The following is a 15906-nucleotide window of genomic DNA, read 5'->3' as shown; positions in this document are numbered from 1 at the left end:
CTCTACCCCTTCGGCGCCAAAAGCCGCAGCGCCTGACGAATAAGCGCCGCCGTATCTTCGCCGCCGCCATTTTCCTGCGCCTGCGCAATCGCGCTCGCAGCCTCGCTTGGCGCATAACCAAGGTTGCTCAAAGCCGACAAGGCTTCCGACTGCGCCGCACCGCTCGCTTGCGCAACAGGCGCGCTCATTGGGGCAATCTCCTCAAGCACATCGTCATCCTGCCCAATATCAGGCGCAGGCCCCGCGCCGAGCGCCATAATGGCAGGTGCTTTGTCTTTCAGTTCCATCACAACCCGCTGCGCCGTCTTGGGGCCAATGCCCTTGGCCGCCTTCACAGCGCCCCAGTCACCCAGCGCAATCGCACGGCTCACCCCGTCAGGGCCAAGCGCCGAGAGCATCGCCAATGACGCCTTCGCGCCCACACCCTGCACCGTCAAAAGCAGGCGATACCACTCTTTTTCCACAAGCGAGGTAAAGCCGAAAAGCTGCAAGTTGTCCTCCCGCACCAAGAGGTCCGTATAGAGCGCCACAGCCTCGCCCGCCCGCGGCAGGCTACGCAAGGTGCGCTCGGAGCAATAGACCAAATAGCCGATCCCCTTCACGTCGATCAGCACATGATCTTCAGCGATATAATCAATCCGCCCCGCGACTTTCCCGATCATCGGCTCAACTTCCTGTTCTGGCCAGCGTCATCGCGGCATATCTGTGATGATGGGCATGGGTAATCGCAATAGCCAGCGCATCCGCCGCATCCGCCTTGCTCACATCTGCGCTCGGCAGCTGCATCTTCACCATATGCTTGATCTGATCTTTACTGGCGTGGCCCACGCCCACAACCGTCTTCTTGACTTTGTTGGGCGCATATTCCGCCACCTCCAGCCCGAACTGCGCCGGCACCAAAAGCGCAATCCCCCGCGCTTGGCCAAGCTTCAGCGTCGCCACCGCGTCCTTGTTGACAAAAGTTTGTTCCACAGCGGCGGTCTCGGGCGCATAGGCGCGCAACACATCCGTCAGCCCGTGATGCAAAGACAAAAGTCGCACGGCCAGATCGTCGCCTGCGGAGTTCACCACACCACAGCCAATAAAGCTCAGCCGTGAGCCGTGTTTTTCAATCACACCCCAGCCCATATTCCGCAATCCGGGGTCGATTCCCAAAATACGCATCCCACTCGCCCCGCTCACTTGTCTTATTTGTCTCGCCGGCTTGCGCTCACAGCCAAATCTGTTGCTTTTTTGAAGCACTAGCACGAAAGGGGAACATCTGCCAAGTCTTAACATATCCAAGCGCTTTTGTCGCAATTTTGCCGCAATGCAGCAATCTACAGCCAAAAACCGCCATTACAGACGCCAAAAGCGACGTTTTCCACAGGCGGTTTCGCTATAAAATTAAGGAGTTTCCCCGCATATCGACCCATGCACAAAACGCATAGGACATATGTAAAAATATCCCCTTGCGCGGCGGCAAAACCGCCCCTAGATGCGGCCAATCAGACCGCTGACCATAACTCTAGAGAAGGAACACAGATATGGCCGCCCTCGACTATACACGCGCGCAGCAAATTGCTGGCACACACGGCCGTATCGGCCAGATTTTCGCTCACATGACAGCGGCCTTCGTCGCATGGAATGACGCCCGTTCAACACGCAACGCCCTCTCCCAGCTGAGCGATCGCGAACTGGAAGACATCGGCCTTTGCCGTGGCGACATTGATGCCATCTCCGAGGCACAGCGCTAAGACCGCCAAGTCTGGCCTTCCTGCCCTCCCAAAAATCAAAGCCGCGCCTCCCATCAAGGAGCGCGGCTTTTTCTTTGGCCCGAGCGTGGCGCAAAACCCTATTTAATAAATCCGCCAACAAAGTCGGACACCGCATAGGTCACCACACCGGGCTCCATCAGCCACGCCCCCGCCTGCTCAATAACAGTCCCCTCATGCAACGGCGCCAACCGCTCGGCATATTTGGCAGGGCCAACGTTCGCCAGAACCACAGCTTTGAACAAAAGGCCCACGCAAAGCGCTATAGCCAGAATAAAAATCGGGGATGTGCCCTTGGCACGCTTTGGCTTGATCGTGATCAAACCGCTTTTATCGACACGAAACCCGTAACCATTGCTCATGGAACGGTGCTTGCGCGTAATTCGCGACAAACGTTTATCAAAATTTTGCACGTTGGCAGACATGGCAAACTCCAGTGCCCCCACCGAAGGTCCCTAATATTTTTCTAAAATGCCCCTGAATTGTGGCAAGATTTGGGCAATTCGCTCAAATAAGGCGAAAAAAAGCGACGTTTTGTCAGCGTTTCCGAAGCAAAAGCGTGCTCCAGTCACCAATCACCTGCCGCTCGGCCAGATTGGTTCCATTCTGTGCATAAACCTCGATCACCTCATCAGCCTGCTCGTTCAATATCCCCGACAGGATCGCATAGCCCCCTTGGGTAAGATTCGCCGCAATCTCAGGCGCCAGCGCCACAAGCGGCCCTTTGAGGATATTGGCAAAGATCAGATCATAAGGGGCCGCCTCCGCGAGCACAGGATGCCCGAAGCCAGCCGCCTCGACACATTCGATACGCCCCTCAAGCCCGTTGGCCTGCGCATTGGCCAAGGCCACATCCACAGCCACCTCGTCAATATCACTGGCAATAATGCGCACATCCCAGATCCGCGCCGCCCCCATAGCAAGCACCGCCGTGCCACAACCAATGTCAGCCACAGATTTCGGCTGAAAGCCTGCGTCGACCAAATGGTCCAGCGCCTGCAAACAGCCAAGCGTCGTGCCGTGATGCCCCGTGCCAAAGGCCATCGCCGCTTCAATGAGCAAAGGCTCGGCCCCCGCAGGGACCTTATCAGCATCATGGCTGCCATGCACAAAGAAGCGCCCCGCCACCACAGGCGCAAGATCGCGCTTCACCTTGGCAACCCAATCGGTCTCGGGAATTTCGGAGACCACAAAACGCGCGCCATGCATCGCTTCCAGCAGAGCCAGCCCCGCCGCATCAGGCGTCTCGATAAAATAGGCCGCAACCTCCCAAAGCCCCGAGCCGTCTTCCATCTCAAAGACGCCAACCCCTGTGGGCTCAGGCTCCATCCGCTCCAGCGCCTCGCCCAGCGCCTCGGCGGCAGGCTTGTTGTCAATCGTGGTAAAGGCGGAATAGCTCGTGCTCATGTCGTGATCCTGTCTAAAGTCTATTCTGCGGGCGCGGCCGCAGTGAATTTCGAAAAAATGGTTTCATTGCCCTCTTCAGGGTGCCGCGGGATCAGCATCGCCAATCCAAAAGAGACCGCCGCCATCGCCGCTGCCAACAAAAACACAGCCGTTGGCGAAACGAGCCAGAGATACCCCAGCGAAGCAGGCAAGCCCACCGCCGCAATATGGTTGATCGTGAAGGCCACAGCCGCCGTCGGCGCAATATCGCGCGGATCGGCGATCTTCTGGAAATAGGTCTTCAGCGCCAGCGCAAGGCCAAAGAAAATATGATCAATCACATAAAGCGTCGCCGCCAGAACAACACCCCAGCCAAACATATAAATTCCGCCGTAAGCCAGAAACACAAGGCACAGCCCCGTATATTCAAACAACAGCGTGTTGCGCTCGCCAAAACGGTGCACCACATGGCCGAGGAGCGGCGCAACCAACATATTGATCACAAGGTTGATCAGATAGAGCGACACAACTTCATGGACCGCAAAGCCGAACTTCTCAACCATCATAAAGCCCGCAAAGACCATGAAGATCTGCCGCCGCGCCCCCGCCATGAACTGAAGCGCATAATAAAGCCAGTAGCGCTTGCGCAGGATCATCTTCTTGACCTGCGGATGCGGCGCTTCAAACTGCGGATAGGCCAGCAAACAGAAGACAGCCAGCGCGGCTGTGATCCCGCCTGAAATCATATAAACAATGTTATACGTCAGCCCCAAAGGCTCCCAGAGCAGCATGATAAAGATATAACAAATCAAGGTCGCGCCAGAGCCGGTCGCCAAAAGATAGCCAAGCACCTTGGGCGCGCGCTCCTTGCTCAGCCATTGCAGCTGAAGCGACTGGTTCACCGTCTCGTAATAGTGAAAGCCGATGGACGACAACATCGTCACCGTCAAAATCCCCGCCATCGACGGAAACCAAGCGGTCACAGCCGTGGCCGCGCCCAGCATGATCAGCGAAACAAGCCCAAGCACCTGCTCGCGCACAAAGATGATAATGGCAATAACGCCAACAGCCAGAAATCCCGGAATTTCGCGCACGGTGTGGAGCCAGCCATTGTCAGAGCCGTCAAACCCGCCAACCTCGATCACGAAGTTGTTGAGCAAGGCACTCCATGTCGCAAAAGCAATCGGCATGGCAAACGCCATGAGAAAGAGCAGCGCAATCGGACGCCGCCACACGGGCAGATCGGATGCGTCTTCGAGTTTTACAATACGGGCCATGGCTTCGCTTACGCCTTTTCCTGCGGCTTGCACAGAGCAAAACAGCCGTAAATACAGAGGCGCAAATCTGATCCATGTCAAAGTATGAATATGACATATATGTTAAACGCTCAGCCGACACAGCCCAAACATAAAGCCAAAAGGCGAGACCCTATGGATATTATACCCCTCATCGAACGCATCGGCGAAGCCCCCACAGCGGCTCTGTTCGGATTGATCACAGGGCTGATCTTCGGGGTCGCCGCCCAACGTTCGCGGTTTTGCCTGCGCGCCGCCTCTGTTGAATTTGCCCGTGGCATGATGAAAGACAAGGTCGCGGTCTGGTTTTTGACGTTTTCAACCGCCCTCGTCTGGGTCCAAGGCGCACAGCTGCTCGGCCTGATGGAAACCCAAGAGGCCCGCATGATGGCCGTCCCCGGAAGCTGGTCAGGCGCCATCATCGGCGGGCTGCTCTTCGGCGTCGGCATGGTGCTGGCGCGCGGCTGCTCGGGGCGCTTGCTCGTTCTGGCCGCCACAGGAAACTTGCGCTCTGTCGTAGCGGGGCTGATCTTTGCAGTGGTGGCGCAAATGTCGCTCGCAGGCGTGCTCTCGCCCGCGCGCGACTGGCTTGCCAGCCTCTGGATCACAGAGGGCGGGCGCAACATGGACCTTCTGGCCGCGCTCAGCCTGCCGCCCTCCGCAGGCTTTTTCATTGGCCTCGCCTTTGCCGCCTTGGCGCTCTACCTCTCGCTCAAAGAACGGATCGGCACGGCGCGGCTGATCTTCGCGTCAGGCGTCGGCTTTTCTGTCGCTGTCGGCTGGGTGCTGACTTATACGCTCGCGCAGTCGGCCTTTGACCCAGTGCAAATCGAAAGCACGACCTTCTCTGGCCCCTCGGCTCATACGCTGATGTTCTTTTTAGATCGCAACGCCGTTCTAGAGTTTGATGTCGGCCTTGTGCCGGGCGTTGTCATCGGCTCGCTTCTGGCGGCTCTGGTCACACGCGAGTTCAAGTTTCAGGGCTTTTCCGACGAAAGCAATATGCGCCGCTCGATGTTTGGCGCAGTGCTGATGGGCTTTGGCGCCATGCTCGCCGGCGGCTGCGCCATTGGAGCAGGCGTCACAGGCGGCTCGATCTTTGCGGGCACGGCGTGGCTGGCGCTGTTTGCCATGTGGGTCGGGGCCATGGTGACAGATGCGCTGGTCGATCAGCGCGGCCTTAAAGGCGCAAGCGCCGCCCGTTAAGCTTGGCTTTGGGTCGAATTTTCGCTTCGCGAAAATCCGACCCGCTGGGGGCGCTGCCCCCAGACCCCCGGGATATTTAGAGAAAGAAAAAGACTTAGTAGAAGCTTTGCGGGTCAATATCGACCGACAGGCGCAGCTGGTTGGGGAGCTTGAGGCCTTTGAGCCACGCTCTCAGAGCGGCCTGTAAGGGCGCGTCTTTGGGCGCTTTCACAAGCAGGCGGACACGGTGGCGGCCCCGCACACGGGCAACAGGCGCAGGGGCTGGCCCGAAGACCTGCGCGCCAATTTTGGCCAGCGGGGCGGCATTGCGCGCCAGATGTTCGCCAAGGTCAAAGGCATCACGCTCCTCTGGCGCGCTGATCACGATCCCTGCAAGGCGCCCAAAAGGCGGCATCCCCGACAGGCGGCGCTCGTCGGCTTCGGCACGCCAGAACTGGCGCTCTTCGCCCGACATGATCGCGCGCAAAACAGGGTGCTCGGGCTGATAGGTCTGAAGCATGGCGACCCCTGCCTTCTCGGCCCGCCCCGCGCGCCCCGAAACCTGACGCATTTGTTGAAAGGTCCGCTCGGCGGCGCGCATATCCGAGCCTTGCAGGCTCAGGTCTGCATCAATGATCCCGACAAGCGTGAGCAGCGGAAAGTTATGCCCTTTGGCCACAAGCTGCGTGCCAATGATGACATCGGCAGCGCCTTCCGCAATCGCCATGATCTCGGCCTTCAGCGCCCGCGCCGAGCCGAAGAGATCGGAGCTGAGCACCGCCACCCGCGCCTCGGGGAAGCGCTCAGCCGCCTCCTCCGCCAGCCGCTCGACCCCGGGGCCGACAACTGCAAGTGTATCTTCGGCCTCACAGGACGGGCAGACCTCGGGAATGGGCCGCGTCGCGCCGCATTGGTGGCACATGAGCTGCTTGAGGAAGCGGTGCTCCACCATCCGCGCGTCACACTCGGTGCAGGCAATCTGCTCGCCACATTTGCGGCAGAGCGTGACAGGCGCATAGCCGCGGCGGTTGAGAAACAGAAGCGATTGCTCGCCCTTGAACATCCGCGCCTTCACAGCGCTCTCAAGCTGTGGTGATATCCAGCGGTTTGACGGCAGCTTCACTTGCCGCATATCAATCGTGCGCAGCTCGGGCAGCACAGCGACCCCGTAGCGTGCCGTCAGCTCGATCAGGCCGTATTTGCCCGATTGCGCATTGCTCCAGCTCTCAAGGCTCGGCGTGGCCGACGCCAAAACCACCTGCGCGCCACATAATGAGCCGCGCAGCACAGCCATATCGCGCGCATTGTAAAGCGCGCCTTCCTCTTGCTTATAAGAGCTGTCGTGCTCCTCATCGACCACAATCAGCCCCAAGTCCTGAAACGGCAGAAACAGCGCCGAACGTGCGCCAATCACCAGCTGCGCACCGCCCTCGCCAACCATTTTCCAGACGCGGCGGCGCTCTGTCATAGTCACGCCCGAATGCCACTCGGCCGCCTTCGCGCCAAACCGCGCCTCGACACGGCGCATAAAGTCGGCAGACAGCGCAATTTCGGGCAACAAAACCAAAGCCTGCCGCCCTTGGCGCAGCGCCTCGGCCACGGCCTCAAGATAGACTTCTGTCTTGCCAGAGCCGGTGATCCCCCAGAGCAACGTCGCCCCAAAGCCGCCCGCCTTCTGACCCTGCACAAGCTGGTCCGCCGCCGCGCCCTGCGCCTCGGTCAGCGTCTTGCCCGCGCGGCTCGCGTCAAGCCGCGCAAACGGCAGGTCACGCGGCGTGTCTTCCTCCTGCACAGCGCCTTGCTTGACCAAGCCCTTGATCACCGAAGAGGTCACACCCGCCTGCTCCGCCAGCTCGCCCAGCGTAAAGCCAAGCGCGCCGAACTCTTCCAAAACGGCAAGCACACGCCCCCGCGCCTCGGTCATCCGATCAGGCGCCTTATGCCCTAAACGGTAGACCTTTTGCATCGACGGCGGATTGCTCAGCCCCGGCGCGCGGGTCGCAAGACGCAACATCTGCGGCAGACTCGTCAGCGTGTAGGCCCCGCATTTCTCCAGAAACGCGCGCATCTCCTCACGCATCGGCGCAACATCCAAAACCCGCGTAATGCTGCGCGCTTTCTTGAGGTCAAACCCGCCAGCCCCCGCGCCCCAAACCACACCAATCACCTTGCGTGGCCCCAGCGGAACCTCGACAAACGCGCCGCGCATCACGCCGCCCTCGGGCGCTTTATAGTCAAGCGCACGGCCCAGAGGCTGCGTGGTGAGCACAGCCACAAGCGCGCCTTCGTCAAAATAATCAGACTGGCCCACAGGCCCTCCGCTTTGGGGTTTCAGACCCCCTTTCTATGGGCTAAGCTCACAAGCGACAATTCCAATTAGGGCCCTTATCCATGAAGTTCTTTGTAGACACCGCCGAGATCAACGAAATCGCCGAGCTGAACGACCTCGGCATGGTGGATGGCGTCACAACCAACCCCTCGCTGATTATGAAATCAGGCCGTGACATCCTTGAGGTCACCAAAGAAATCGCCGAGCTGGTCGATGGCCCCGTGAGCGCCGAAGTGGTCGCGCTTGAGGCCGACGCCATGATCGCCGAGGGCCGCAAGCTCGCCGCAATTGCCGAGAATATCGCCGTCAAAGTGCCGCTCACATGGGCGGGCCTCAAGGCCTGCAATGTGCTCAGCAACGAGGGCTTCATGGTCAATGTGACGCTCTGCTTCTCCGCCAACCAAGCGCTTCTCGCCGCCAAAGCGGGCGCAACTTTCATCAGCCCCTTCATTGGCCGCCTTGATGACATCAATCTTGACGGGCTTGAGCTGATCGCCGACATCCGCACGATCTATGACAACTACGGCTATGACACCCAAATCCTTGCCGCCTCGATCCGCACCGTCAATCACGCCTTCGAATGCGCGCGCATCGGCTCCGATGTGATGACCGCGCCGCCCAAAGTGATCAAGGCGATGGCGAGCCACCCGCTGACCGACAAGGGCTTGGCCGACTTTATGGCCGATTGGGAAAAAACTGGTCAAAAAATTCTGTAAGCCATGCTATAAGGCGACAAAATAAATGAGGCAGACATGAGCAGCAAGGCCCGCATGGATGACATCCTGCGCGAAAAAATCATTACCGAACCTGATGTTATCCTAGATGATCAGGACGTTATGCGCGCGCTTATCGCGGCCAACGAGCGCACGATGGGCGGCAATATCGTCGATCTGCGCGGGATTGCCATGGAGCGCCTCGAGGCGCGCCTTGATCGCTTGGAAGACACCCACAGAAGCGTGATTGCTGCCGCCTATGAAAACCTTGCAGGCACAAATCAGGTTCACCGCGCCATCCTGCGGATGCTCGACCCCATCGAGTTTGAAGGCTTCCTCAAAGACCTCGGCGGCCCTGTCGCCGAGATCCTGCGGGTTGATTGCGTGAAGCTTGTGCTCGAATCGGTCCAGAACGATCAGGATCCAGCCGTGCAACGCCTTGGCGATGTGCTGACAGTGGTCGAGCCGGGCTTTGTCGAAGACTATCTGCGCACAGGGCGCAACGGCGGCGAGCCACGCCAAGTCACCCTGCGACAGCTCAACGAAGGCCCCCCTGTCTATGGCGAGGCCGCAAGCTGGATCCGCTCGGAAGCCTGCCTCAAGCTTGATTTCGGCGCAGGCCGCCTGCCGGGAATGTTGCTCATGGGCGGCGAAGACCCGCACCAGTTTACCCCACAGCAAGGCACAGATTTGCTCTCGTTTTTTGCAGGTGTGTTTGAAAGAGCGATGCGCCGCTGGTTGTCATGACAGCGGGCGAGCCCATGGTGTCACCTGCCCTGCGCGATGCAGTGCAGACATGGCTCAACACCCGCCGCGCCCTCAAAGGCGCGTCAGACAACACGCTCACAGCCTACGCCCATGATGTTCACAGCTTTCTCGGCTTTGTTGCGCAGCATACGGGCGGCGAAACGGGCCTTACAGCCCTCAAATCCCTGACCATCACAGACATTCGCGCATGGATGGCGGCCTTGCGCCGCGAAGAGCTGACCTCGCGCTCGATTGCGCGCAAGCTCTCCTCTGTCAAAAGCTTCTTTCGCTGGCTCGGCGAGCGCGAGGGCTTTGAAGCGACAGCCGTGCTCAACGCCCGCGCGCCCAAGTTTCAGGCCAAGCTGCCCCGCCCCCTGCCTGTCGAGGCCACCCGCGACCTGATCGGCGCTCTTGAGCTACAGTCCAGCGCGCCATGGGTCGGCGCACGCGATGTCGCTGTCGTGACGCTGCTTTACGGCTGCGGGCTGCGGATATCGGAAGCCCTCAGCCTGACCATGGCCGACGCGCCCCTGCCCCCCGTCCTGCGCATCATGGGCAAAGGCGGCAAAGAGCGCGTTGTGCCTGTGATTGACGCCGCCCGCGCTGCCGTCGATCACTATCTGACGGCCTGCCCCTTTGCCTCAAACGACGGCCCGCTCTTTCGCGGTGTGCGCGGCGGCGCGCTCAGCCCGCGCCTGATCCAGAAGGTCATGCAATCTGCGCGGCTCCAGCTTGGCCTGCCCGCCTCGGCCACGCCTCACGCCATGCGCCACAGCTTCGCGACGCACCTTCTGGCCGCAGGCGGCGACCTTAGAGCCATTCAGGAGCTTCTCGGCCACGCCTCGCTCTCGACCACACAGGCCTATACAGCGGTTGATGCCCGGCACCTGCTTGATATATACGAAAAATCCCATCCCAAATCCGCGAGCAACAGCCCATGACCCTCCAAGCCAAAGCCCTCGCGGTTCATCTCCTCACAGCCACAGGCGCGGTCTTTGCCATGCTGGCCATGCTCGAAGCGATCGAGCGCGACTGGGCGATGATGTTTGTCTGGCTCATCGTCGCCTTCGCGGTCGACGGCGTGGACGGCCCCCTCGCGCGCCACTACCACGTCAAGCAAAACGCACCTCAGTTTGACGGCGTGCTGCTCGATCTGATCATTGACTACCTCACCTATGTCTTCATTCCCGCCTATGCGCTCTATGCTTCGGGCCTGATGGATGGCTGGTCAGGCTGGGCCGCGATCATTGTGATAACCTTCGGCTCGGCCATGTATTTCGCCGACACCCGCATGAAAACGGCGGATAATTCCTTCTCGGGCTTCCCCGGCTGCTGGAATATGGTTGTGCTCGTGCTCTTTGCGCTCTCGCCGCCATGGCAGGTCTGCCTCGCGCTGGTGGCCGTGCTGACCGTGGCCATGTTCGTGCCCGTCAAGTTCGTGCACCCCGTGCGCACCGACCGCTGGCGCGCCCTGACCCTGCCTATGGCCCTCGCATGGACCGTCTTCGCAGGCTTCGCCGCATGGGAAAGCTTCGATCCCGTCCCCGTCGTCTTCTGGGGCCTGATGATCACCTCGATCTACCTGCTTATCGCAGGCGCGGCGCAGCAGGCGATGTATGGGAAAGACGGCTAAGTCAAAAGCCCCACCAAACTCTTAGGCCTCCAAAAACTCGACAGCACCCGTGGGGTCTCAACCGTGCGTTTCATAACCTTGTCAGCACCACACCGCCGACAATCAGACAGGCTGCCACCGCCTTGCCACGGTCCATCCTGTCGCCAAAAACGAGCCAGCCAATCAGCACCGCAAACAAAATCGAAGTTTCCCTGAGCGCCGTCACCAAAGCAATCGGCGCAACCGTCATGGCCCAGACAGCTATCGCATAAGCGCCATAAGAGGCCCCCGCCGCCAGCGCGCCGACGCCCCAGTCCTTGCGGCTCGCGCGCAAAACACCCCGCCCGCGCAAGGCCACAATCAGCGGCGTAAACAGAGCCGCATCCAGCGCAAACAGCCAGCCGACATACATCACAGCATTGCCCGCTTCCCGCGCGCCCAGCCCGTCCACAAGCGAATACCCCGCCGTCATGCAGGCCGAGCCAAGCGCCAGCGGCACAAGCCTGCGGCTCTCGCCATTGTCAAACGCCCCCCGCGCCATCAGCGCAATACCAAGACCTAAGACAGCAATCGCGCCGTATTCAACAGGCTGGATCACATCAATCAGCAAGAGCGCAGACACCAGCGTCACAATCATAGGCGCAGCACCGCGCGCAATCGGATAGACGCGGCTCAAATCGCCCTGCTCGTAAGCAAAAGCAAGGAACAGCTTGTAGCCCGCATGAAACACGCCCGACGCCCCGAGCCAAAGCCAGATATGGGGCTCAGGGAATGGCTGGCTCATCGCAATGCAAAAGCCCGCAAGCCCCTGCACCAGCGTGAGGATAAACATCGAGGCAATCTTGGACGCGCCCGTCTTGATGAGCGCGTTCCAACTCGCGTGCAAAAGTGCCGCGCCAAGAACAGCCAGAAAAACCGTCAGGCTCACGCGTGAGCCGCCTCAGCAGAGCAAGGGATCACCCCAGCGCCTCGCTACAGCGCTGGCAGGTGCCCGCGTGTTTATGCGTGCCCACATCTGGCAGGATCTTCCAGCAGCGCTCACATTTTGCGCCCTCCGCCTTCTCGAACGCAACGCCAATCCCCTCAATCTCGGGCAAGCGGAACGCCTGATCCTTGATCGGAGCGTCAGTGAGCGAGACAGCCGAGGTGATGCAAATATCCTCAAACGGAACCGACTTCAGCGCCGCCAGCATCTCTGCATCCTGCACATAAACAATCGGAGCCGCCTCCAGAGAGGCCCCGATCACCTTATCCGCCCGCTGCACTTCCAGCGCCGCATTGACCACTCGGCGCGCGCGACGCACATGGCCCCACTTCGCCGCCAAGGCCTCATCCATCCACGCCATCGGCGTCTCAGGCATATCTGTCAGGTGAACAGAGCCTTCGCTCTCAGGGAAGCGCGACAGCCAGACATCTTCCATCGTGAAGACAAGCACAGGCGCAAGCCATGTGGTCAACCGCTCAAACAAAAGGTCCATAACCGTGCGCGCCGAGCGGGCGCGCAGGCTGTCGCCATCGCAATAAAGCGTGTCCTTGCGGATATCGAAGTAAAACGCCGAAAGCTCGACCGTGCAGAAGGTAAAGACAGCCGAGAAAACCCCTTGGAAGTCAAACGCGCGGTAGCCTGCGCGCACTTGCCCGTCAAGCTCCGCCAGACGGTGCAAGATATAGCGCTCAAGCTCTGGCATATCGCTCGGCGCAACACGCTCCTCTTCCTTGAAGTGCGACAGCGCCCCCAGCATATAACGCATGGTGTTGCGCAGGCGGCGATAGCTGTCGGCCACGCCCTTGAGGATCTCCGGCCCGATCCGCTGATCGGCGGTATAATCGGTCTGCGCCACCCAAAGCCGCAGAATATCCGCGCCATATTGCTTGATGATCTCTTCAGGAACGATGGTGTTGCCAAGCGATTTGGACATCTTCATGCCCTTCTCATCCAGCGTAAAACCGTGCGTCACAACGTTGCGGTAAGGCGCGCGCCCCAGCGTGCCGCAAGCCTGCAACAGCGAGGAATGGAACCAGCCACGGTGCTGGTCGGTCCCTTCCATATAAACATCGGCAATCCCGTCCGCCGCGCCATCCTCACGGTCGCGCAAGACAAAAGCGTGGGTTGAGCCAGAGTCAAACCAGACATCAAGCACATCAAAGACCTGCTCCCACTCGTCCGCATTATAGCCTGCGCCCAAGAAGCGCTCTTTCGCGCCCTCAAGATACCAGCAGTCCGCACCCTCCGCTTCAAAGGCCGCCGCGATCCGCGCATTGACCTCAGGGTCGCGCAGCAAGAAGCCCTCATCGGTGGGCAAAAGCCCCTTCTTGGTAAAGCAGGTGAGCGGAACCCCCCAAGCGCGCTGGCGGGACAAGACCCAATCAGGCCGCGCCTCGATCATGCTGTAAAGGCGGTTCCGCCCCGTCTGCGGCGTCCATTTCACCAGCTGGTCAATAGAGTTCAGCGCGCGCTCGCGGATCGACTTACCCATCGCGTCCTGCCCGTCGCCCACGGCGCGGTCCACGCTTGCAAACCACTGCGGCGTGTTGCGGTAAATGATCGGCGCTTTAGAGCGCCATGAGTGCGGATAGCTGTGCTTGATCTTACCGCGCGCGAGCAAACCGCCCACTTCAACAAGCTTGTTGATCACAGCGGTGTTGGCGTCGCCCTCCCCACCCTTGCGGTTGAGGATATATTTGCCGCCAAAGAACGGCAGATCTTTGCGAAAGCCGCCATCGTCCATCACGTTATAGGTGATGACCTCTTCAAGCATCCCCAAGTCGCGATAAAGCTCAAATTCTTCCATGCCGTGAGACGGCGCACAATGCACAAAGCCCGTGCCTTCCGTATCAGTCACAAACTCCGCCGCACGGAAATCACGCGGCTGGTCCCACTCGCCATTTCCGCCCTCAGCGCCCGCAAGCGGGTGCAACAGGCTCAAGCCAGCAAGCTCCTCAGAGGTGACATCGCGCACACGGCTCCACATCCCCTCCTCCAAACGCGCCTTGGCAAAAACATCGCCCGCAAGGTTATCAGCCAGCAAGAAGCGCTCGCCAACAGTGGCCCAACACTCATCAGGCGTGCCCGTAACCTCGTAAAGCCCGTAAGAAATCCCCGCGCCAAAAACCACAGCCTTGTTGGATGGCATGGTCCAGGGCGTCGTCGTCCAAATCACAACTTTTGCACCCTCAAGATCGGCTCCGCCCACAACCTTGAACTTCACCCAAACAGTGAAGCTCTCCTTGTCGTGATACTCGACTTCCGCCTCCGCCAGCGCGGTCTGCTCCACAGGGCTCCACATCACAGGCTTGCTGCCCTGATAAAGCGTGCCGTTCATGAGGAACTTCATGAACTCTTCCGCAATCACCCGCTCGGCGTGGTAATCCATCGTTAAGTAAGGGTCGGCCCAGTTCCCCGTGATGCCAAGCCGCTTGAACTCCTCGCGCTGGACATCGACCCAGCCTTCGGCAAACTTGCGGCACTCCTGACGGAAATCAACGATGTTCACATCGTCCTTGTTCTTGCCCTTCTTGCGATACTGCTCCTCGATCTTCCACTCAATGGGAAGCCCGTGACAGTCCCAGCCCGGCACATAGCGCGCATCATGCCCCATCATCTGATGGGAGCGCACAATCATATCCTTGATGGTTTTGTTGAGCGCATGACCAATGTGCAAATGCCCGTTCGCATAGGGCGGGCCATCATGCAGAATAAACGGCGCGCGCCCCTCTTTTTCGCGCAGACGGTCATAAACGCCAATTTCGGCCCAACGGGCAAGCCACTCAGGCTCGCGCTTGGGCAGGCCTGCCCGCATCGGAAAGTCGGTTTCAGGCAAATTAAGAGTGTCTTTATAGTCGGGCGTATCGGCGCACATGGTTGGCGTCCTTCGGATCAGATGTTCAAGATTATAGGCGGTGTGTGGCTTTGCGGCGTGGGCTCCCCAAGCGCCTTTTCCCGACAGCTCCTCTTCAGAGCGTCGGGCAAATAATTCGTATAATGATCAGCGCGGTCTCTGTCATACCGCGCGTTATAGGCCGCTCTTTGGCGCAGGTCCAGAGCCTGCTTGAGCAGCGACAATCTGCCCCCTCGCCCTCAGCTGAAAGAGAGCAGACCATCCTCCCATCTCATCCAAGGCCAGATAATGCCCCCGATCGCGCCCCGCTTCCTAATCACATCTGACGATATCGACTTGGTCATGACCCGCTTTTATGACCGCATCCGCGCTGACGCCACGCTCGGGCCGATCTTTGCCGCCCGTATCGGCGACTGGCCCGAGCACGAAGCCAAAATCGGCCGCTTCTGGAAAAAAGCGATCCTCCATCAAGACGGCTATTCAGGCAATCCCATGATGACTCATATGGGCGTGGCCGAAATGCGCGCCCATCACTTTGAAATCTGGCTCGCCCTCTTTCACGAGGTGCTCAGCCAAAGCCTCGCCCCCGCGCCCGCCGCCGCCTTCTCAGCACTGGCGCACCGCATAGGCCGCGGGTTGCGCCTTGGCATAGAAGACCGCGACAAGCCGAAAGACTCGGTCCCGATCCTGCGCTGATCCGCCCTTTTTCTTTCCAAAAATATCCCGGGGAGCGCGAGGGGCGGGGGGGGGGCGGCCCCCCCCCCCCTGAGCGATTTGGCGCAGCCAAAGCGCAATCCCACAGCACAAACCCGCCTCAGCCGTCGCTCCGCACGCCGCCAAATAAGCCCTTCAAAGCCCGCCCCACAGTGGCCGAAACAGAAGGACGCGCCACAGCCTCAAACGCCAGAGGTCGGCACACCTCCATCGCCGCCACACCCACGCGCGCCGTCAGCGCCCCGTTGATCACACCCTCGCCAAAACGGCGCGAAAGCTTGGACAAAACGCCCCCGCCCGCCAGTGAGCCAATCATATCATCCCCCAAAGCT

General features: G+C 59.9%; 16 protein-coding genes. 7 read left to right on the top strand and 9 right to left on the bottom strand.

Annotated elements, in window-relative coordinates; translation table 11 throughout:
• Positions 1-2: 2 nt before the first annotated feature.
• Entirely contained in the window at positions 3-662 is a 660-nt protein-coding gene (gene ruvA, locus ACTF58_RS10865) for a Holliday junction branch migration protein RuvA (RefSeq protein ID WP_438991998.1), read from the bottom strand.
• Between the two features lie 4 nt (positions 663-666).
• On the bottom strand, positions 667-1164 hold the full coding sequence (gene ruvC / locus ACTF58_RS10860) for a crossover junction endodeoxyribonuclease RuvC (protein ID WP_438991997.1): 498 nt from the start codon (positions 1162-1164) through the stop codon (positions 667-669).
• 362 nt (positions 1165-1526) lie between these two features.
• On the opposite strand from ruvC, the gene ACTF58_RS10855 reads away from it, so the two are divergent.
• Positions 1527-1736: a DUF1127 domain-containing protein gene (locus tag ACTF58_RS10855; protein ID WP_438991996.1), complete on the top strand. Its 210-nt coding sequence runs from the start codon at positions 1527-1529 to the stop codon at positions 1734-1736.
• Positions 1737-1834: 98 nt separating this feature from the next.
• On the opposite strand, the gene ACTF58_RS10850 is transcribed toward ACTF58_RS10855, so the two are convergent.
• The 3 genes from ACTF58_RS10850 to ACTF58_RS10840 all read right to left on the bottom strand — a co-directional run bounded on the left by ACTF58_RS10850 (position 1835) and on the right by ACTF58_RS10840 (position 4417).
• Positions 1835-2116 (bottom strand): hypothetical protein, encoded by a 282-nt coding sequence (locus ACTF58_RS10850; protein ID WP_438991995.1) that lies wholly within the window; start codon positions 2114-2116, stop codon positions 1835-1837.
• Positions 2117-2291: 175 nt separating this feature from the next.
• Entirely contained in the window at positions 2292-3161 is an 870-nt protein-coding gene (locus tag ACTF58_RS10845; RefSeq protein WP_438991994.1) for a 50S ribosomal protein L11 methyltransferase, read from the bottom strand.
• 20 nt (positions 3162-3181) lie between these two features.
• Positions 3182-4417, bottom strand: a complete 1236-nt coding sequence (locus ACTF58_RS10840; RefSeq protein WP_438991993.1) for an MFS transporter — start codon at positions 4415-4417, stop codon at positions 3182-3184.
• A 153-nt stretch (positions 4418-4570) separates the two neighbouring features.
• On the opposite strand from ACTF58_RS10840, the gene ACTF58_RS10835 reads away from it, so the two are divergent.
• Complete coding sequence (locus ACTF58_RS10835) at positions 4571-5641, top strand: YeeE/YedE family protein (RefSeq protein ID WP_438991992.1); 1071 nt, start codon at positions 4571-4573, stop codon at positions 5639-5641.
• Positions 5642-5735: 94 nt separating this feature from the next.
• Here ACTF58_RS10835 and ACTF58_RS10830 read toward each other — a convergent pair whose 3' ends face one another.
• Positions 5736-7931, bottom strand: coding sequence for a primosomal protein N' (locus ACTF58_RS10830; protein WP_438991991.1), 2196 nt, complete (start codon positions 7929-7931; stop codon positions 5736-5738).
• 80 nt (positions 7932-8011) lie between these two features.
• Here ACTF58_RS10830 and fsa point away from each other — a divergent pair, with 80 nt between their 5' ends.
• From fsa to ACTF58_RS10810, 4 genes are read left to right on the top strand one after another with little or no spacing between them, the layout of a single operon-like run.
• Positions 8012-8665, top strand: a complete 654-nt coding sequence (fsa, locus tag ACTF58_RS10825; protein WP_438991990.1) for a fructose-6-phosphate aldolase — start codon at positions 8012-8014, stop codon at positions 8663-8665.
• A gap of 36 nt (positions 8666-8701) precedes the next feature.
• Positions 8702-9409: a DUF484 family protein gene (locus ACTF58_RS10820; RefSeq protein WP_438991989.1), complete on the top strand. Its 708-nt coding sequence runs from the start codon at positions 8702-8704 to the stop codon at positions 9407-9409.
• A 14-nt stretch (positions 9410-9423) separates the two neighbouring features.
• A complete protein-coding gene (locus tag ACTF58_RS10815) occupies positions 9424-10350 on the top strand; it encodes a tyrosine recombinase XerC (RefSeq protein ID WP_438991988.1) in 927 nt (308 codons plus the stop codon).
• The gene (locus ACTF58_RS10810; RefSeq protein WP_438991987.1) at positions 10347-11042 is read left to right on the top strand and encodes a CDP-alcohol phosphatidyltransferase family protein; all 696 of its coding nucleotides are present in this window, start codon (positions 10347-10349) and stop codon (positions 11040-11042) included. The genes ACTF58_RS10815 and ACTF58_RS10810 overlap by 4 nt, the downstream gene beginning before the upstream one ends.
• Before the next feature lie 70 nt (positions 11043-11112).
• On the opposite strand, the gene ACTF58_RS10805 is transcribed toward ACTF58_RS10810, so the two are convergent.
• Together ACTF58_RS10805 and ileS are read right to left on the bottom strand one after the other, a co-directional pair.
• Entirely contained in the window at positions 11113-11949 is an 837-nt protein-coding gene (locus tag ACTF58_RS10805) for an EamA family transporter (protein ID WP_438991986.1), read from the bottom strand.
• 28 nt (positions 11950-11977) lie between these two features.
• Positions 11978-14881, bottom strand: coding sequence for an isoleucine--tRNA ligase (gene ileS, locus ACTF58_RS10800; protein ID WP_438991985.1), 2904 nt, complete (start codon positions 14879-14881; stop codon positions 11978-11980).
• Between the two features lie 267 nt (positions 14882-15148).
• On the opposite strand from ileS, the gene ACTF58_RS10795 reads away from it, so the two are divergent.
• Complete coding sequence (locus ACTF58_RS10795) at positions 15149-15556, top strand: group III truncated hemoglobin (RefSeq protein ID WP_438991984.1); 408 nt, start codon at positions 15149-15151, stop codon at positions 15554-15556.
• Between the two features lie 118 nt (positions 15557-15674).
• Here ACTF58_RS10795 and ACTF58_RS10790 read toward each other — a convergent pair.
• Positions 15675-15906: DUF697 domain-containing protein (locus tag ACTF58_RS10790; protein WP_438991983.1), on the bottom strand; the 232-nt coding region annotated here is incomplete at its 5' end.

The sequence above is a fragment of the Lentibacter sp. genome, from assembly GCF_965657785.1.
Classification (GTDB): domain Bacteria; phylum Pseudomonadota; class Alphaproteobacteria; order Rhodobacterales; family Rhodobacteraceae; genus Lentibacter.
This window is presented reverse-complemented; position numbering and strand designations above follow the sequence as displayed.